The sequence below is a fragment of the Sporosarcina sp. P2 genome, from assembly GCF_002743255.1.
In the GTDB taxonomy this organism is placed as follows: Bacteria; Bacillota; Bacilli; order Bacillales_A; family Planococcaceae; genus Sporosarcina.
On record NZ_PDYY01000003.1, the window covers coordinates 135,105 to 154,140 of the forward strand.

15 protein-coding genes and 1 other annotated feature (1 of these 16 running past the window's edge) are annotated in these 19,036 nt (G+C 40.3%); of the genes, 7 read left to right on the top strand and 8 right to left on the bottom strand.

What is annotated here, in order from left to right:
• Positions 1 to 59: 59 nt before the first annotated feature.
• From CSV67_RS04680 to CSV67_RS04700, 5 genes are all read right to left on the bottom strand, one after another.
• Entirely contained in the window at positions 60 to 2,117 is a 2,058-nt protein-coding gene (locus CSV67_RS04680; RefSeq protein ID WP_099630471.1) for a catalase, read from the bottom strand.
• Between the two features lie 71 nt (positions 2,118 to 2,188).
• On the bottom strand, positions 2,189 to 3,856 hold the full coding sequence (locus CSV67_RS04685) for an ABC1 kinase family protein (protein ID WP_099630472.1): 1,668 nt from the start codon (positions 3,854 to 3,856) through the stop codon (positions 2,189 to 2,191).
• Between the two features lie 115 nt (positions 3,857 to 3,971).
• Positions 3,972 to 4,541 carry a manganese catalase family protein gene (locus CSV67_RS04690; RefSeq protein ID WP_099630473.1) on the bottom strand — a complete coding sequence of 190 codons (570 nt, stop codon included), beginning with the start codon at positions 4,539 to 4,541 and terminating at the stop codon, positions 3,972 to 3,974.
• Positions 4,542 to 4,577: 36 nt separating this feature from the next.
• Positions 4,578 to 4,841 carry a spore coat protein CotJB gene (locus CSV67_RS04695; RefSeq protein ID WP_099630474.1) on the bottom strand — a complete coding sequence of 88 codons (264 nt, stop codon included), beginning with the start codon at positions 4,839 to 4,841 and terminating at the stop codon, positions 4,578 to 4,580.
• Entirely contained in the window at positions 4,841 to 5,056 is a 216-nt protein-coding gene (locus CSV67_RS04700) for a spore coat associated protein CotJA (RefSeq protein WP_099630475.1), read from the bottom strand. The genes CSV67_RS04695 and CSV67_RS04700 overlap by 1 nt, the downstream gene beginning before the upstream one ends.
• Before the next feature lie 278 nt (positions 5,057 to 5,334).
• On the opposite strand from CSV67_RS04700, the gene CSV67_RS04705 reads away from it, so the two are divergent.
• The 7 genes from CSV67_RS04705 to CSV67_RS04735 all read left to right on the top strand — a co-directional run bounded on the left by CSV67_RS04705 (position 5,335) and on the right by CSV67_RS04735 (position 13,962).
• On the top strand, positions 5,335 to 6,582 hold the full coding sequence (locus tag CSV67_RS04705; RefSeq protein ID WP_099630476.1) for an EAL and HDOD domain-containing protein: 1,248 nt from the start codon (positions 5,335 to 5,337) through the stop codon (positions 6,580 to 6,582).
• Positions 6,583 to 6,767: 185 nt separating this feature from the next.
• Positions 6,768 to 8,453, top strand: a complete 1,686-nt coding sequence (locus CSV67_RS04710) for a BCCT family transporter (RefSeq protein ID WP_099630477.1) — start codon at positions 6,768 to 6,770, stop codon at positions 8,451 to 8,453.
• 61 nt (positions 8,454 to 8,514) lie between these two features.
• Positions 8,515 to 9,291 carry an ABC transporter ATP-binding protein gene (locus CSV67_RS04715; protein ID WP_099630478.1) on the top strand — a complete coding sequence of 259 codons (777 nt, stop codon included), beginning with the start codon at positions 8,515 to 8,517 and terminating at the stop codon, positions 9,289 to 9,291.
• A gap of 120 nt (positions 9,292 to 9,411) precedes the next feature.
• Positions 9,412 to 10,860: a phospholipase D family protein gene (locus CSV67_RS04720; protein ID WP_233189503.1), complete on the top strand. Its 1,449-nt coding sequence runs from the start codon at positions 9,412 to 9,414 to the stop codon at positions 10,858 to 10,860.
• Between the two features lie 112 nt (positions 10,861 to 10,972).
• Complete coding sequence (locus CSV67_RS04725; RefSeq protein ID WP_099630479.1) at positions 10,973 to 11,590, top strand: NAD(P)-dependent oxidoreductase; 618 nt, start codon at positions 10,973 to 10,975, stop codon at positions 11,588 to 11,590.
• 139 nt (positions 11,591 to 11,729) lie between these two features.
• Entirely contained in the window at positions 11,730 to 13,301 is a 1,572-nt protein-coding gene (locus tag CSV67_RS04730) for a sensor domain-containing diguanylate cyclase (protein WP_099630480.1), read from the top strand.
• A 49-nt stretch (positions 13,302 to 13,350) separates the two neighbouring features.
• Complete coding sequence (locus tag CSV67_RS04735; RefSeq protein WP_099630481.1) at positions 13,351 to 13,962, top strand: SAM-dependent methyltransferase; 612 nt, start codon at positions 13,351 to 13,353, stop codon at positions 13,960 to 13,962.
• A gap of 26 nt (positions 13,963 to 13,988) precedes the next feature.
• On the opposite strand, the gene CSV67_RS04740 is transcribed toward CSV67_RS04735, so the two are convergent.
• The 3 genes from CSV67_RS04740 to CSV67_RS04750 form a co-directional block, all read right to left on the bottom strand.
• The gene (locus tag CSV67_RS04740) at positions 13,989 to 15,290 is read right to left on the bottom strand and encodes a uracil/xanthine transporter (RefSeq protein WP_233189502.1); all 1,302 of its coding nucleotides are present in this window, start codon (positions 15,288 to 15,290) and stop codon (positions 13,989 to 13,991) included.
• A gap of 176 nt (positions 15,291 to 15,466) precedes the next feature.
• Positions 15,467 to 17,884 carry an EAL domain-containing protein gene (locus CSV67_RS04745; RefSeq protein WP_099630482.1) on the bottom strand — a complete coding sequence of 806 codons (2,418 nt, stop codon included), beginning with the start codon at positions 17,882 to 17,884 and terminating at the stop codon, positions 15,467 to 15,469.
• A gap of 252 nt (positions 17,885 to 18,136) precedes the next feature.
• On the bottom strand, positions 18,137 to 18,841 hold the full coding sequence (locus CSV67_RS04750) for a pseudouridine synthase (RefSeq protein WP_099630483.1): 705 nt from the start codon (positions 18,839 to 18,841) through the stop codon (positions 18,137 to 18,139).
• A gap of 174 nt (positions 18,842 to 19,015) precedes the next feature.
• Positions 19,016 to 19,036: a binding site (T-box leader), on the top strand (it continues 199 nt past the right edge of the window).

The window sequence follows — 19,036 nt, forward strand, 5'->3', positions numbered from 1 at the left end:
CTGTGCATAAAAAGGCTGCCGCAAAAAGTGGATCTTCTTGCGACAGCCTTAGTTTGTGATTATGCGTAAATATTACGATCCCAGAAACGGTGGTGTGCAACTGCCTCTACCCACTGCTTGCCTTCACCTGAAACCGTCAAGTTCGTCAGAATGCCAGGACCTGGTTTGACTTTTGTCTTCTCCATCAACCCTTTAGCCGCTGGAGCAGAGCCAATTGGTTTGAAATGCATATACGCTTCATTGACAAAATCAGCGACATCCGCCTCGAACTTCTGTTGTTGCTTCGCCTGTCCGCCGACGACATACAACGCATCGTATAGGACGGAGTGAACTGTCAACAACGTTTCGTCTACATCGACTGTAGCTCCGTTCTTACCCGTCAGCTTGCCAAACTTCTCGCTCACAATATCAATCGTCATACCAGCATCCAATGAAGCTTTCAAAAATGGCTCAAGTGCTTCATCGTCAAACTGGTCTGCGATCAATACCGCCACTGTACGAGTATCCGGCACCTTCACCATGTTTTCCTGACTAAGGGCAGGGGAAGACTTAGATTCAGTGGACTGCGCAACATCTGTTGGTGCCTCGACACCCACTGCATCTGCAACTTGGGTGGCCATATCCATATCGACATTAGCAAACATATCTACGGCTTGTTTTCTCACATTCATATCATTCACTTTTCCAATTTCAAAGCTGAATGCTGCGATGATATGCTCTTTTTCCGGGTCAGACATACTATTCCAAAATAAACGGGCTTGTGAAAAGTGGTCCTTAAACGAATCGCTTCGGGCTTGTACTTTGCGGCCCTCTACCTTCTCTTGGTAATGTACATATCCGCCGTCTTCGCCGGGAGTCGTATCGGGTTTATTGTTGGATAAAGAATTTTTATGATAGTGAGTTTGTCCGACGTTGATCGTCTGTCTACCATATCCGTCACGCTGGTTATTATGGAACGGACAGACTGGTCGGTTGATAGGCAACTCATGGAAATTAGGTCCGCCAAGACGTATTAACTGTGTATCTGTATAAGAGAATAATCTACCTTGTAGCAATGGATCGTTCGAGAAATCAATTCCCGGCACAACATTACCTGGATGGAATGCAACTTGCTCCATTTCTGCAAACACATTGTCTACATTGCGGTTTAACGTCATTTTCCCAATGATTTTTACCGGAATATCTTCTTCAGGCCATAGCTTGGTAGGATCTAAAATATCGAAATCAAATTTGAATTCATCTTTTTCTTCTAGTAATTGTACGCCAAGTTCAAATTCCACGAAATTTCCATTTTCAATCGATTCCCATAAATCACGGCGGTGGAAGTCCGGGTCTTTCCCGTTAATCTTCTGCGCTTCATCCCAAACTAATGAGTGGGCACCGAGCTTTGGCTTCCAATGAAATTTCACGAAATGAGCTTCACCTTGTTCGTTTACAAAGCGAAACGTGTGTACACCAAAACCTTCCATCATACGGAAGCTCCGTGGAATTGCACGATCGGACATTTGCCACATGACCATATGTGCGGATTCTTGATTATTCGCTACGTAATCCCAGAATGTATCATGTGCAGACGCAGCTTGCGGCATTTCATTATGTGGCTCAGGCTTCACGGCATGTATTAGGTCTGGAAATTTAATAGCGTCTTGAATAAAGAATACCGGTATATTATTTCCGACTAAATCATAGTTCCCTTCTTGCGTATAAAACTTCACAGCGAAACCTCGTGCGTCACGCACTGTTTCAGCAGAACCTTTACTTCCTGCTACACTAGAGAATCTGGTGAATACAGGAGTTTTGACACCTGGTTCTTGTAAGAATCCTGCTTTCGTATATTTCTTCATGGACTCATAGACTTCGAATTCACCATGTGCCGCAAAGCCTCGTGCATGAACTACCCGCTCAGGAATTCGTTCGTGGTCAAAATGCGTCATTTTCTCTCGGAAATGGAAATCCTCCATCAATGTTGGACCACGTGTCCCTACTTTTAGTGAATGCTCATCCTCTGAAATCTTTAAACCTTGATTTGTTGTCATAGAATGTTTGTCGTCATATGCACGGAATGTCTCCAATTGTTTGTTTTTACTCTCTTCGTTTACTTGATAATCTTTCTTCACATAAAATCCTCCCATCGAAAAATAGTAATCTGCTATTCTTATTCCCCAATTGCCGGGAGGTAAACAGAGAACTATATTCTTCCGGAACGAATGATAGAAAATAGCAGATAAATAAACATTAACGATGCAATGATCGCGCCGACTTCAATAAGTGGCAATTTTAAGAAGAGCGCAGTTTGCCCAGCGATAGCAGAACCGATAATCAGTCCAACCATAAGGATACTAAACGCCAATAACACAATACTTAATGAAAGGCGGTTCGCAATTTTATCGAGTCGGCGAAAAATGATATTCGTTTGCTTCAAGCCTACATCCAATTCTACTTTACCTTTTTGTATAGTTTTGATGGCTTTTTTCATATCGTTAGGCAATTCGGATAAAACTTCGGCATTCCTGATAAACGTGTGCCAACCATTGTCCAGTAGGTAGCGTGGGTCAAATTGTTTAAATACCATCTTTTTACCATACGGTTCAATAGCTTTCATAATGCTGAATGAAGGATCTAACTTTCCTAGTACACCTTCAAGTGTAAGAATCACTTTGACAAGAATAGCGATTTCATTCGGTAAGCGTATTCGGTGTCGATAAGCGATTGAGAAAATTTCCATGAATACATTGCCTAACCTTAAATCCGTAAGTGACGTCTCATAATACTTTCGCTGAATGATCTGCAAATCACGATATAATGCACCGGTGTTAGTGTTTTCATGCAAAATATTCATCGCTTCGAAGACATCGATTATTCTAGCAATATTACCTTTTTGCAATGCAATAAGTAAGGAAATGAAATGATAAGTCATTTCTTTACTTAGTTGGCCGACCATACCGAAATCTACATAATGAACAACGTTTCTAGGTGCAATGAAGATATTACCTGGATGAGGATCACCGTGGAAAAAGCCATTTTCCATTACTTGAGTAAGCATGGAATCCGCAATTCTTTCTGCAATAACTTGGCGATTATATCCTTCGCGGTCCAGTTGACCGATATTGCTCACTTTAATACCGGTGACCAATCCTGCCGTTAAAACCACACGTGTAGTGTATTCATCGTACACAACAGGAACTTGAATAGTAGGGTCTTTTGCAAATTGTTGCGAGATTCGTTCTGCGTTACGACCTTCTAGTTGATAGTCTAGTTCTTCCCGTAGAGAGTGAGAGAACTCATAAATTAAGTCTTTTATATGATACGCTTTCGCCCAGTCCATATTCTTCTCAAGGAATCCTGCCAAGTCGTGCAAGATTGCTAAGTCCGTATTGATCTGTTGTTGGATATTAGGCCGCTGTACTTTCACTGCTACTTGTTCACCGCTAGGCAAGCGAGCGGTATGCACTTGGCCTATGGAAGCCGAGGCAAGTGGTTTTTCATTGAATTCCAAGAAGAGTTCTTCAATTGTTCCACCTAATTGATGTTCAATTATTTCTTTTACGACTTCAAATGGGAAGGACTCTACATGGTCCTGTAGTTTTTCAAGTTCTGAAGCAATTTCCTCTGGTACTAAATCACGGCGGCCGCTGGCAATTTGTCCAAGCTTAACAAAAGTTGGTCCAAGTTGTTCCAATGCAGTTCTTAATTTTTTGCCAACGTGGTATAAATTTAGATCAACTTGTTCATCCGTAGAAGTAAACTTTCGATCGGTCAGTCCAAGTCGAAATAAGATATGACTGAATCCATTTCTCAAAAAGACATTAATAATTTCTTGTGAACGATGTGCGTTTTTCATTCTTCGTTTTAACAAAAAGAACACCTCCGTATCAACCCTCTCTACAAAAGATACCATTGAATCCCTGTTATTAAACACTAAAAGGGTCTCCTTCTCTCTATTGAAAAGAGAAAAAGGAGACCCTTTCATATTAGAAGATTTTTTTCCTGTCCCGTTCATCTTTTAAGATTTCGACCGCTTCGCGGAATCGCAGTGAATGCACGTTTTCTCTTTCTCTTAGAAATTTAAGAGAATCATTAATCCATGCATCGTCTGAGACATCGATGATCCATTGATACGTAGCGCGTGCTTTTTCTTCCGCTGCAATATCTTCATACAGATCAGCTATTGGATCTCCCTTTGCCTGGATGTACGTAGTCGTGAAGGGTACACCGCTTGCATTTTCATAAAACAACGCATGACCGTGATTGACATAATGTGGACCAAGTCCGGCTTCTTCAAGTTGTTCAGGGGTCGCATCCTTCGTTAATTTATAAATCATAGTGGCAAGCATCTCCAAATGGGAAAACTCTTCAGTTGCAATATCATTCAGTACACCGATGACCTTATCAGGAACGGTGTATCGCTGATTCATATAGCGTAAAGCAGCAGCCAGTTCGCCATCTGCACCGCCATATTGCTCTGCAATGTATCTCGCAAGTTTTGGGTTACACTCTTTGACTTCTACCGGATACAATAACTTTTTCTCATAGACCCACATTAACATTCCCTCCAGTAACATAGTGCATATTTGAGACTACATTTGCCATGGCCAAGGTGCTTGGTTCCAGCGCCAGCCCGTATCTATTGCTTGTTCCGATGGTATGGAATGTAAGGAAAGCGGTCCGAAACGCTTTTCGTACATTTTTCTCAGACTTGCTGCTTCTTTAATGGCAAGTCGCCATTGCGTAAGTGCTTCCTGATCGTCAGGATGCGTGTTGGTGTAGAGTGTCAGTTCAACTACCACAAAATCAGCTTGCTGCACATTCTTCAACATGTCTCTTCGTTCAGTTGCATCCATCAGGAGATCCCCTCCCTTTTTGAATAGCCGTCAACTAGCGCTGGCCACAACGACCCATGTTGCAGGGCTTCAGCAGGTGAAAATTGTGGAAGTGACGCGGGTTGAAAATTCATGAAAAGCTGGGGCGGCAAGGAAAATGTTTTAACTAGTACAGGTGGACACGGATCGCACGGAGAAATATACGGTTCATAACTTCCTCTGAACGTATCATCCATTCGTTATCAACTCCTCTTCGCAAGATATGTAATGATCTTATGGTATATGACTAAAGATAATCCCTCCGTGTAACAAATAAAGTGATCACGGTAATAGATGGCTCTTAGTATAGTTATATCTAATTAATATATTTATTAATAATGTATGTTCTAGTACAATAGAAGGAGTAATGAATTATCTGAATGAATTAATTGTGGGAATATGTAGCTTCAGTAATACCCTAAGATGAATATATATAATGAAGGGGACGTTCAAATGAAACACGGAGATGGAATAGATGGATGATTACTCCATATTTATCGGAAGACAGCCAATCTTAAATCGATCAGGAGAGATTTATGCATATGAACTATTGTATCGAAATAGCGAAGAAAACTTCTTTCCCGATATAAATCCCGAGCAGGCTACAATCGGTTTATTGATCAATACTTTTCTCTCCGTTGGAATAGATCAGGTGACGAGTGGTGTGCGTTCGTTCATAAATTTTTCAGGCGAACTACTTGCGCAGGATGTATTTATGAGTCTGAACCCTGATCAGGTAGTGATTGAGATTCTGGAAGACGTAGAAATAACGTCTGCTTTGTTACGTCGGCTACAGATGTTTAAGGAAGCAGGATTTACGCTGGCGCTGGATGATTTTATTTTACAAGAACAATATGTTACATATTCTCAGTTATTTGAACTCGTGGACATTATTAAAGTAGATTTCATGCAAACGAGTATAGCGGAGAAACATCACATCGTCGCATTTTTGAAAAACTATCCATCGATCACCTTATTAGCAGAAAAAGTTGAGACGGAGGCTGATTACCAGCTTGCATTGAAGAGTGGTTATGATTTGTTTCAAGGCTATTTTTTCGCAAAACCCGACATTATTAAAGGTGCGGAAATTCCATCTGATACATTAATCCATTTGCAAATTATTAAATATTTCCAAAATGATTCCCAGTCTATCAATCAGCTATCCGATTTAATCATGCGCGATGTATCGATTTCCTATAAATTATTACGCTTTATAAACTCATTAGCCTTCGATATACCGCGCCAAATCAGCTCCATTAAGCAAGCGATTATGATGATCGGGTTAAATGAGACAAAGAAATGGCTACAAGTTTTGATGTTGCATGAGTTAGGTCAAGGTCTACGAGATGGTCGTGTTAAAGCACTGATTGAATTATCACTTCGTCGCGCACGGGCATGTGAACTGCTAGCGAAGTATAAAAGAAAACCAAATAAAGACGAATATTTTCTTACAGGTATGTTTTCATTAATTGACGCAGTGCTGCAGCGTAAATGGGAAGATGTTTTGCCACTACTTTCTTTATCTGATGTCATTGTGGATACGTTAAATGGCAAGCCGACTGAAATGAGCCCTTACATGGAACTAATAGAAGCAGTAGAGCACTTCAATTGGGAATCAGTAGAGCGGATTTCACGTCACCTGGCAATCCCTAAGAAAGAATTAAGCGAAATTTTTCTACAAGCCTTGCACTGGTCGTACGGAATAGAGAATGAAGCACACTGAATACATATGGAAAAAGGCATTTTCTCTTGAAGATGTCTTTTTTGATGTGTAATATAGACTGTTATAATCTATTTGGTAATTTCTAATTCTGTTATTTATATAGGCAGAAGTACGTTATATCTCTGGAAATCGGGGTAAAGAGTGTAGTGAGAGAGTTACCAAATGAACACTAGGAGTCGATAAGTTTGGACAAAAAGTTCTGGAAAAATCCCGTGTTCTCTATTTCTGCCGTATTTATCCTTATACTCGTCGTATTAGGAGCGACTATACCTGGTCGATTTGGTGTGGTTGCCGAAAGGCTTTTTCATTTCACGACAGATAACTTTGGATGGTTCTATTTACTTGCTGTATTTATTGTCATTATTTTTTTAGTTGGATTGACAATTAGTAAATTTGGAGCTATTCGTTTGGGTGGAGATTCAGAACGCCCAGAATATCCATTTTTCACGTGGATTGGCATGCTCTTTTCTGCCGGTTTCGGCGTAGGGCTAGTGTTCTGGGGTGTGGCGGAACCAATGAGTCACTATTTCAAGTCGCCTATTGCAGGTATTGAATCACATACGGAAGAGGCAGCACGCGTTGCGATGGGGTATTCTTTCTTCCACTGGGGCATTTCACAATGGGCCATCTTTGGTATAGTAGGACTGGTTATTGGGTTTCTCCAGTTCCGGAAAAAGAAGGACGGTTTGATTTCAACGGCGCTTGAGCCTTTGATCGGAAGTAATCGTCACGTGAAGACAGGTATCGATTCATTTGCGGTAATAGCAACTGTCATGGGTATTGCTACTTCGCTTGGCATGGGTGTTTTACAGATGAGTGGTGGACTGGAGTATGTCTTTAATATTAAGAGTACGTTTACGATTCAACTGCTGATCATTGCCGTAGTGTTCGCGGCATACATGACGTCCGCAGCTTCAGGCCTAAGTAAAGGTATTGCATATCTAGGTAACTTTAACTTGGGTATGGCGATTGCATTATTACTATTTTTCTTTTTGGTAGGACCGAAAGTATTTATATTGGAAACCTTTACGCTGGCGATTGGAGATTATATTAATAATTTCATTACGTACAGTTTGCGTCTTCAGCCTTATCAAGGCGGCACGTGGGTGAAAGATTGGACTATTTTCTACTGGGCTTGGACGATCGCTTGGTCTCCTTTCGTAGGTGCATTCGTTGCACGTGTATCGAAGGGACGAACAATTAGAGAATTCATCATGGGTGTGATGGTCATTCCACCAGCCTTTTCTTGTATGTGGATTGCGACACTCGGTGGAACTGCACTATACAGTGATTTGCGTAATGGTACACAAATCGCACAAGAAGTAGACAAGGATGTCACGTCAGCTATTTTCGCGACGCTTCAACACTTGCCGATGACGGGCCTCGTATCGTTCTTGGCGATTGTGTTAATTTTCACATTTTTGATTACGTCCGCTGACTCAGCAACGTATATTCTAGCAAGTATGACAACGCGTGGCGGTTTATTCCCTCCATTAATTGTAAAGTTCATCTGGGGATTCCTAATGACTGCAATTGCGGCTGCATTATTGTATGCAGGTGGGTTGGAAGCTTTGCAATCAGCATCACTTGTGTCTGCCTTGCCGTTTACCTTACTTCTTCTATTACTGATCTTCTCATTGGCAAAGCTACTAGCCAGGGAACCGATTACAGTCAGACCGACAGATATTCGCCAATTTGAACATGTAGAAGGCGAAGTCAAGAAAAAACGTAAACGGAAAGAAAGTGAAAAAGAAAAGAGAGCACGCAGAGAAGCAGAAAGGGCAAGAAGAATAAAAGAGAAAAACGATAGAAAATATCAAGAGCTAGAAAAGAAAAAGTATATTGAAGTAGAGAAAGAAAAGAACAAATAGAAAAGGCCGGTTCGTAGCGTTTAGCACGAACCGGTCTTTTATCACAGAGAGGAGAATATGTGTGGCGATTGTAAAAGTTAAAGACGTTCAATTTAATAGAGACGATAATCAAATCTTGCAAGGTATAACTTGGGAAATTGAGCAAGGGCAGCAGTGGGGGATGCTTGGCTTGAATGGCTCGGGTAAGACATCGTTATTATCCATTATTTCTACATATGAAATCCCTTCCAGTGGTGAAGTAGAGGTGCTAGGCAAACAGTTTGGAAGCGCATATTTACCTAAATTACGTAAAAAGATCGGCTTTGTCAGTAGTTCATTGGAAAAATTCTCTGATTACTTCTGGAATGAATCGATAGAGCGAATTATCATCAGTGGTAAATATGCGAGCTTCGGCATTTATGATGAAATTAAAGCAGAAGACTGGATACGTGCCGATTATTTAGTAAAGGATTTTCGTTTGAACCATGTGAAAGGAAAGAAATTCAGACTGCTTTCTGAAGGTGAAAAACGTCGTGTGCTGATCGCACGCGCTTTGATGGGTGATCCAGAACTATTGATTTTGGATGAGCCGTGTTCTGGGTTGGATGTTTTGGCAAGAGAGCAATTTCTTGATTCGCTTGAAATAGCTGCAAAACAGAATGTGCATCTCGTTTATGTCACACATCATATAGAAGAACTCGTGCCCGAAATTACCCATGTACTATTACTGAAAGAAGGAAAAGTTGTAGCCAATGGCCCTAAAAAAGAAGTTTTGACAGATGAATTGCTATCAGAAACGTTTCAAGTTCCTGTAACGATCGAGTGGCATGCTGAACGACCTTATATTTCAATGAATTAATGATAATCTATACAGTTTATTGCAAGATCGAGCGGGAATATTATAGTACATGTCATATCGCAATGCGAAACGTTTAGAAACATGTACATAAAAAGAGCTAGAGAAAGGGGGAGAAAGCTTGTGGCGACAGAGAAACGCAAAATGACCAAAAAGCGTATAGCTTCCTATGCATTACTTTTCGTTGCATTGCTCTACATGGGTGTTATGCTTTGGCACACGTATAAGCCATTGCCACCCGGTATTTCCTATAAAGGAGAACTTCATCAAGTAGAAAATGTGGAGTTCATTTATGATTTAACGTACTCCAAGACGAAGTCGAAAGATCACTATAAATCAGAATTACGTATTTTCGATGAAGTATTTCGAATGATTGAAGATGCGAAAGAGTTTATTGTACTCGACTTCTTTTTAATGGACGACTACTATGATGAAAAAGAAGACTTTCCTCAAATTGCAGACCAACTAACGGATGTACTCGTCAAGAAAAAGAAAGAATTTCCGGACATGCCGATTGTCTACATAACTGATCCAGTAAATACCGGCTATGAATCCTATGAGTCTGAATGGTTTAAAGCATTGGAAAAGGCCGGTGTACAAGTAGTATATACAGATTTGGAACCATTACGTGATTCAATGCCTCTATACTCAGGTGGATACCGTATCTTTCTTCAGTGGTTTGATTTTAACGGAAAAAATCGTTTTCCTAACTTCCTAGCAAGTGATGCGCCTGATGTGAAACTTTCATCTTATTTGAAGTTGTTGAACGTGAAAGCAAATCATCGGAAAACACTCGTGACAGATCAAGCGGCATTAGTTACATCCTCTAATCCTCACGCAGCTAGTGGGCGACACGGTAATGTGGCATTCAAAGTGCAAGGTCCAATTCAGAATGACATATTGGAATCGGAGGAAGCTGTGCTTCAATATTCATCGGGTGGAAAGTTGCCACGTATTCAAGCGGAAGAACAAAAAGGGCCTTATCAAGTTCAGTACTTGACCGAAAGCAAGGTTATGGATGCCTTGGTGAGTGATATTGAAAAAGCAAAGAAAGACGATGTGATCCGTATGGGGATGTTTTATCTTTCAGAGCAGGAAGTGATCCGTCCGTTAGAGGAAGCAGCTAATCGTGGGGTCAATGTGGAGATTGTCTTAGATCCGAATGAAAACTCATTTGGTAGTAAAAAATCTGGTTTACCTAATCGCCCGGTCGTCCAAGAGATTAGGGAAAATACAGATGATAAAATTAACGTGCGTTGGTACAATACCGTAATTGGTCAATATCACACCAAGTTGGTAACGGTTCAGACCGCAGACAAAACGTATATTACGAACGGCTCCTCCAATATAACGGAGCGCACGTTGCGTGATTATAACCTGGAGGCGAATTTACGAATTATAGCACCTACAGACAGCGAGCTGACCGATGAAATCAATGCGTATTTTGATAGGATATGGAATAACGAAGATGCGTTATACACTCTGGATGTAGAAGAATACCAAAATAGCCTGACATTCTTCCAGCGTGGAGTTTACGCACTGCAACGTTGGGCCAAGCTTACAACATATTAAAGTAGTAAAAGCATCGTACACTATTCACGATGTATCAATCATATTTGACGTGATGCACGAACATGAAACATGAAGAGTTTCTAACATGAATAAACGATAGGAGATATAGTAGATGAAAATTGTACTATTTGGCGCAACAGGCCGAACAGGTAGTAAGATTGTTCGCCGTGCATTAACTGACGGACATGAGATCACGGCATTGGTTCGATCACCTGAGAAGTGCGAACCTCAAGAAAAACTGACGATCATTGCAGGAGACGTACGGAACCCCGATGCAGTAAAAAAAGCAATGGCGGGTGCCGATGCAGTCGTCAGTGCACTGGGCACTGACAAAACCACTACATTAACAGAAGCAATGCAAGCCATTATTGAAGGGATGAAAGAATATGGCATCGAAAGAATCGTCACAATTGGGACGGCAGGAATATTGAATAGTCGAACAGAACCGTCCAAGTTACGCTATCAATCGAATGAATCCCATCGTAAATTGACATTTGCGGCGGAGGAGCACCATAAAGTATTTACTATGTTGAAAGATTCCGGCTTAGATTGGACGATAGTATGCCCAACCTATTTACCAGATGGGGAAGCAAGCGGCAATTATCGGACGGAAAGAGAGTACTTACCGATTAACGGCACCCAGATCTCCACCGGTGATACTGCTGCGTTCGCTTATAATGAACTATCGAAACAAAATCATAAGGGATTCAGAGTAGGTATTTCCTATTAAGAAATGTCGATAAGAGGGGGGAATACATTTTAATTACTGGTATATATTGTATTAAAAATGAAGAAAATCTCATAACATCTCTTCGCTCTATGGTATAATAGGAGGATAGCACCACAGGGAAAAGGAGTATGGGAAACAAATGAGATGGTCCTTGAAAACCTTGATTCAAGTCGTGGCAATACTGGCAATTGTGTTGACCTTTCTAACGAGTACTACGGTGGCATATCAAGTGCATAAAAAAAACTTAATAAAGTCAACTCTCGAAACGAACTACGCATATGTCCAAAAATTGACTTCTACTACAGATACGTATTTACGTGAAATATTAAACACATTAGAAGTTAATGCAGAAATCGTGGTTCCGCTACTTAAGGAACCTTCTTCACAAATGCAAATGAATGCGTTGACAGAGCGGATTAGATTGGAAACAAATACATTTGATTCCGTTGCGATTGTTTCTACAGAAGGGATCCTACTAAGTACGTCCACTCCGAGCCTTGGGTTGCTTGGGGAGAAGTTGACGTCAATTGGGGCAATACAAGCTCTGAAGGAAAAGCGAAAAATAATCTCTCAGCCTTACGTTGGAATTGAAGGAGAGCCGATTATATTCATCAGCGTCCCACTCTTTGAAGGTAGCGAGTATAAGGGGTTTTTAGGAGGAGCTATCTATCTAAATAAGCCCAATATATTAGAGAAACTTTTAGGAAGCCATTATTATGAAAATGGTTCATATGTTTATGTAGTAGATTATGCCGGGAAACTTATTTATCATCAAGAAAAAGAGCGCTTGAATGAGAATGTTACGAGCAATCCAGCGGTTCAGAAAGTAATTGCAGGAGAAAGTAATTATACACAGCTAATCAACACAAAAGGAATAGCCATGTTAGCCGGATATGTCTATATTCCTATTGCCGAATGGGGAATCGTCTCGCAAACACAACTGGACACTTCTATTGCTCCAGCGAGAGAAATGGTGCTAGAAATGGCATTGAAATCTCTGCCGTTACTACTTCTTTCGTTTTTCTTGGTTAGATATTTTTCAAGAAAGATTGCTTTACCTCTTCAAAAGTTGGCATACTATACAGAAAGCAGTACAGAGTCTGATCAAAAAGAAAAAATGGAGATGATCTCCGATTGGTACTATGAAGCAAGACAATTAAAAGGAGCTATGTTACATAGTTTGGATTACTTCAAAAACGAGATGAACTACTTCATTCACGAATCAACAACTGATCCTTTAACGAAGTTACCGAATCGCCGCATGATGGATAGCTATATGAGGCAATGGGTAGACGAAGGAACGCCATTCGCTCTAATTATTTTTGATATAGATAAGTTTAAACGTGTCAATGATCGCTACGGTCATGCGGTTGGTGATAAAGTACTGATTTACTTGGCGGACTTGATGCAACGAACAATTCGTGAGCAAGATATTTGTTGCCGCTACGGTGGAGAAGAATTCGTCATCTTATTACCGAAGTCGGATAAAGTTACGGCTTATCTGACCACGGAACGTCTTCGTGAAAAGTTGGAAGACACAGTCAGTCCTTGCGGTGAAGTCATTACAATTTCAGCCGGGGTAGCTTCTTATCCACTTCATGCAAACCATCCGGCCCGACTTATTGAGTTGGCTGATCAAAGTCTGTATGAAGCCAAACGTACAGGACGTAATAAGACCATCGTCGTTTCCGATGAACCTCGGCATGAGTAATATGTCGAGGTTTTCTTTACTATCAGATCACTAGGAAGGGGATAGAGCCATGCCGGAGCACTCTATGGATAAACGCTTACACATCCAAACACTTGGTATTAGAGAGTGGAATCATCAGTCTTCCCATTATAATCGTTATGAAGCAACACCTTATGAGGTGCTAGACTATTTATTTGCCGAACATGACCTCCTAAAAGAGGGAAGCTTGATCGACTATGGCTGTGGAAAAGGAAGAGTACCTTTTTACGTAAATCACCTCTTTTGTTTGGACACGATAGGTATTGAAATGAATAGTGTGTTACACCAAAATGCAATGAGCAACTTAATGGATTATCGGCAAGCCTTTCCTAAGAGACCGGGATCTATTTCATTTGAATGCTGTATAGCGGAGAGTTACATCATTCCGGCAGATGCCGTGACGTTCTACTTTTTTAATCCATTTTCTTTGGATATTTTTCGAACTGTAGTTCAGCGGATTGTAAAGTCAGTTGAAAAATCCCCTCGTACATTGGAAATCATTCTATATTATCCGACTGATGAATATGTTTATTTCTTGCATCGTCACCCATTATTCGAAAAAATAGCGGAGATTCCGATTTCACATTTGCAAATTCACGACAAAGCAGAGCGTTTCCTAGTCTATACATACAAACAGCCCTGATCATGTAAATCAGAACTGAATTTTATTCACGTAGAATGACTGAATCGCTGAGCAATCCAGAAAATTAATTCCATCAAGAGTGCAGCCAAGATGCCTACTAGCAACCCGCTTGATAATAGAGGTTGAATGAGCTCAGGAAGTGAAGAAAACACAGTGGCTGGCAGTGTCATGATGGATAACCCAAGAAGTGCAGGTAATGCGACCCGATAGATAGTTTTAGGTTCGAATGTTAATCCTTCCACGTTGCGCAAAGCAGACCGGAATAACTGTAAATATGCTACAAATAATACCGTGTTTCCGACGCTTTGAGGGATTGTCGAAAAAAATGCACTTAACGGTGGTACGAGTCCGAGTATGATAAACAGTATGGACCCGAGAAAGAATGGAGCTCTGTCCTTTATTCCGCTAGACTGCAGAAAGCCGATAGATGATGCATAAGGTGCATACGGAACGAGGCCTAACGCACCTGCTCCGATATTCATTCCACCTGTAATGAGAAATGAAGTTTTATACTGAGTTTTAGTAGTTTCTTTTTCATATATATCTTCCGCACCTTTTAGGGTAGCGATTGTATTCGTCGTATTCAATAAACCTGTAATGACCACTGTAATTACGATACCGATCTCAAGTGTCGGTTCACCCCAAGGAAACCATTGGATAAACGGTGTGGTTTTTATCGTTTCAGTAGCTACTTGCGGAAAAATCAGCACAGCACTAATCCAACCGACCGTCATACCGATAAGCAAATTTAAGCTACTGATGATTCCTTTTCCTTTCACATGAACCAGAATTGTCAGACCCGCTAGAGCGAATGAAAATATAGTTTTCGATAAACTGATGAATTCACCGTCATTGAGACCAATCATTCCTTTTAAGAAAATGGTAATCAACTGATTAGCCAACAATAGTAAAAACACGAACATGACAGTAGGTGTAAACCATTTCTTCAGAATATCACCCATGCCGAGCATGCCAAGTGTAGCTACCAGTGCACCGGAAATCATGGCACCTACTGCAATACTACCTCCAACTGTAGTTAAGCTTAAGCCCATTGCACTCGCAGTTCCGGCCAAGCTGAGTACTACGCCCCACCATAAACCTGACTGACCTTCCATCAATGCCAATCGATGTCCAAATGCTCCTTGCAGTAAACAAGCTATTCCCGTAAAAATAAATGAGCGCTGTATAGCAGAAACAATTTCTATTTGCTCAAGCTCAAAAGCAGTACCGACTGAAATAGGGATTACAACTGTATTGGCGAACATAAAGAACAACCATTGAAATCCGGCTAACGCAGTAATTGAATACCGCATTTGTGTAGAACGCATTCACATCTCTCCCTGTAGATATCTATGTATGTCAAAAGGATTGAAATATAAAGAAAACTATAGCACAAAATTAATAGGAAGAATAATATTTCTAGTAGTACTGTGATGGAAATGTAATTTACTGACAATCACATATACTAGTAATAGCCAACAGACGTCTGTCTGCTGGCTACATTTTACGATTTTATATTAATAAGTAACTGTAAAAGTTCGTTAGGGGGTACGGGGCGGGAATACAAGAAACCTTGTGCTTCATCACATTCAAGTTTCTTGAGAAATTCGGCCTGTTCGCAAGTTTCGACTCCCTCAGCAATTACTCGTAAATGTAAGTTCTTAGCCAAATCAATAATAGCTTTGACAATAACCGAATTTGAATGCAGGTCTCTGACAAAAGATTGATCAATTTTAAGATGGGTCAGAGGAAACTTAGATAAATAACTTAATGAAGAATAGCCTGTTCCGAAATCATCGATACTAATTTTAATGCCGATAGCACGCAGCTCTTGTAAAATACTTTGGCAATAGTCCACGTCAGATGTCATACTCTCTGTAATTTCAATATTCAAATATTGTGGTTGCAGGCCCGTTTTATGAAGTGTGTCTTTAACATCTGCCACGAAACTAATACTTTTAAACTGACGTAACGAAACATTTACACTCATTAATAGTGAAGTGTAGCCTAAGTCTTGCCACTCTTTCGCCTGTCTACAAGCAGTCTCTAGCACCCACAAACCAATCGATAGAATCATGCCAGTTTCTTCTGCTATAGATATGAATTGTCCGGGAGGTATCATACCTCTAGAAGGATGTTGCCAACGTACCAATGCTTCTACACCAATTATATTTCCTGTGTTAAATTCATATTGTGGTTGGTAATGCAATGACAATTCTTTTTTATGGAGTACTTGACGTAATTCCATCTCAATTAACGTTCGTTCCATTAAGTCTTTATAAAGCTCTTCTGTGAAAAATTGATAGGTACTTTTACCCGATTGTTTGGCTAAATACATAGCAGAATCCGCATTACGAATAAGCGTATCGTATTCTGCCCCATCGTCTGGAAACATGCTGATTCCGATACTTGGTGCAATAAAGATTTCTAAGTAATCGATAAGGAAGGATTTTGATACTTCATCGACGATTCGCTGGGCGACCATTTGGGCACCTTGTTTCGTCATAGAAGAACACAATATAAGAAATTCGTCTCCACTAAGTCGACCGACCAAGTCATTTTGTCTAACGAGCGTTTGTAATCTTCTACCAACCGCTTTAAGTAGTTGATCACCTACATAATGGCCCATAGAATCATTGATATTCTTAAATCGATCCAAGTCCATATAAAGAAGAGCGAAAGGTTCCTGGTTATTTGCACGGGACTCAATCAAGTCTTCTACTGTCTGTTTCAGCAACCTTCTATTTGGTAATCCAGTTAGATGGTCGTGAAATGCCATATGTTCGACTAAACGTTCAGCTTCTTTCCGATCGGTAATATCACTGGCGGTACCGACAACTTCGACTACATTCTCACCTTCAAAAATAGGAGAGAGATAAACTAGAAAGGTTCTGGACTGATAGTCAATTTCAAACTGTCCAACCCGGCCAAGTAAAGCCCCAAGAAGCTGTCGCTTAAATGTAGACAAGTGAAAGGTATTATTGGAGATGAGCTGATTAAGTGTATTTGCGGTGACGCCAAGTTGTTCGGCTACTTTTCCTTCTAGTAATGTAATATTGATTTGATTATTTTCATCAAAAGAGTATTTAAATATAGCATTTTGAAGATTTTTCACGGTCATAGTAAAATCATTTTTTAATGCCAATTCCAATGACTTTTCCGCTTCCATCTGAGATGTCACATCTTGACGAATGGAAATGTATTGAAACGGCTTACCATCGGGACCAATGAATGGAACGATAGTAGTATGGACCCAATAAAACTTTCCAAACTTAGATTTATTACGGATCACGCCTCTCCATACTCGACCCGACCGAATCGTGTCCCACATATCCGCAAAGAAGCTTTTAGAATGTGTACCCGAGTTGACTACCCGATGTGTTTTGCCGATCAGTTCCTCATGTGAGTACTCCGAAAGAACACAGAAATGGTCATTGACATATGTAATGACACCTTGCGGATTGGTAATAACCACTACTGCTGATTCATCCAGTGCATATTTAAAGTTTTGTAAGTCGGTACGTGTTTTGTGATACTCAGTTGATACCAGTTTTGATCCGGTTACATCAATATCAAGAGAGAGATAACCCGTTAAGTTTCCGGCAGTATCATAAATGGGTACAATAGTGATATCCAACCAGTGTACGATACCCGACTTAGAGTAAATTTGTATAGATTCTTGATAGACGGTATCATGGATGAAGTGCTTTGTAAGCATCTGAAGCGTCTCTTCAATAGAGAGATTTCTATTTAACTTTGCCCATGTTCTACCTATCAACTCATTTTCGCTATAACCTGTCAGCTCACAAAAAATCTGATTTACATAGGTGAGATAACCATTTACATCGATAAGTGAAATACAGAACTTTTCATCTAGTAGTGAGGATAGATGTGAAGAAATACTAGGAGTATATAACGGCATAAAGGCACATCCTTTCTATAAATAAAGTTAGGGGAATAGAATAGTCCTTAATTTGAAAGCTAAGAGTTGTGAAATTATATAAAAATACCTAATAGGTAGAAGTAGATATATTAACTGTCTAATTATAGCACGAATAAGAGAGTTTTGAACTAGTTATTGAAGGAAATATATCTAGGTTATTAGAGCTGTTGGAAATATGAGAACGTTGCATAGAAAAAAGACCATGGAAGCTTTATAGGCCTCCATGATCTTTTATCTTTTTGGTTCGTAATGAAGTGTTTTGAACAACTTCTTTCGCTCTGCATCTGTTAATTCACGCCATTCACCAATTGGAAGATCACCCAATTCAATAGTAAGTATCCGCACACGTTGCAAGCGGCGTATATGATAGCCGAGCGCTGCGCACATTCTGCGGATTTGACGATTTAAACCTTGCGTTAATATAATAGAAAAAGTTTTAGGGCCGAGTTTTTTCACCGTACAAGGTTTCGTCACGGTATCGAGAATCTTCACTCCATTTTCCATTTGTGAAATAAATGAGGCGGTTAAGGGACTATCCACGGTCACGATGTATTCCTTTTCATGACCGTGTTCTTCCCTTAGGATTTCATTGACGATATCGCCATCGTTCGTTAATAATAATAAACCATCGGAATCTTTGTCTAAACGTCCGATGTGGAAAATACGTAATGGGTGGTTAACAAAGTCTACAACATTACCTTCAATATGACGTTCTGTTGTACTAGTGATACCTACTGGTTTATTAAGTGCAATATACACTAACTGCTCTTCTTGTTCGACTAGCTTGCCATCGACTTCTACTTGATCGCCTGCCTCGACTTTACTTCCGAGTTCCGCGAGTTGTCCGTTGATTTTCACACGACCGTCAGCAATCCACTGATCTGCACCTCGTCTGGATACAATACCTGCACCACTTAGAAATTTATTGATCCGCATATAGATTCTCCTCCCGCACTTGTTACACTAAGCTAATTATAGCATTTTTCCCGTAAGAAATTGTTGACATTAAAGATTCAGCATATTAAGATAAATATAATAACTAGATGGACAGAAGGTTTCGATAGCGGAATCGTCCCGGCAGATGAGATGAGTTAGCAGAGAAGAGAATAGCGAAAAGATAGGAATAAGAAG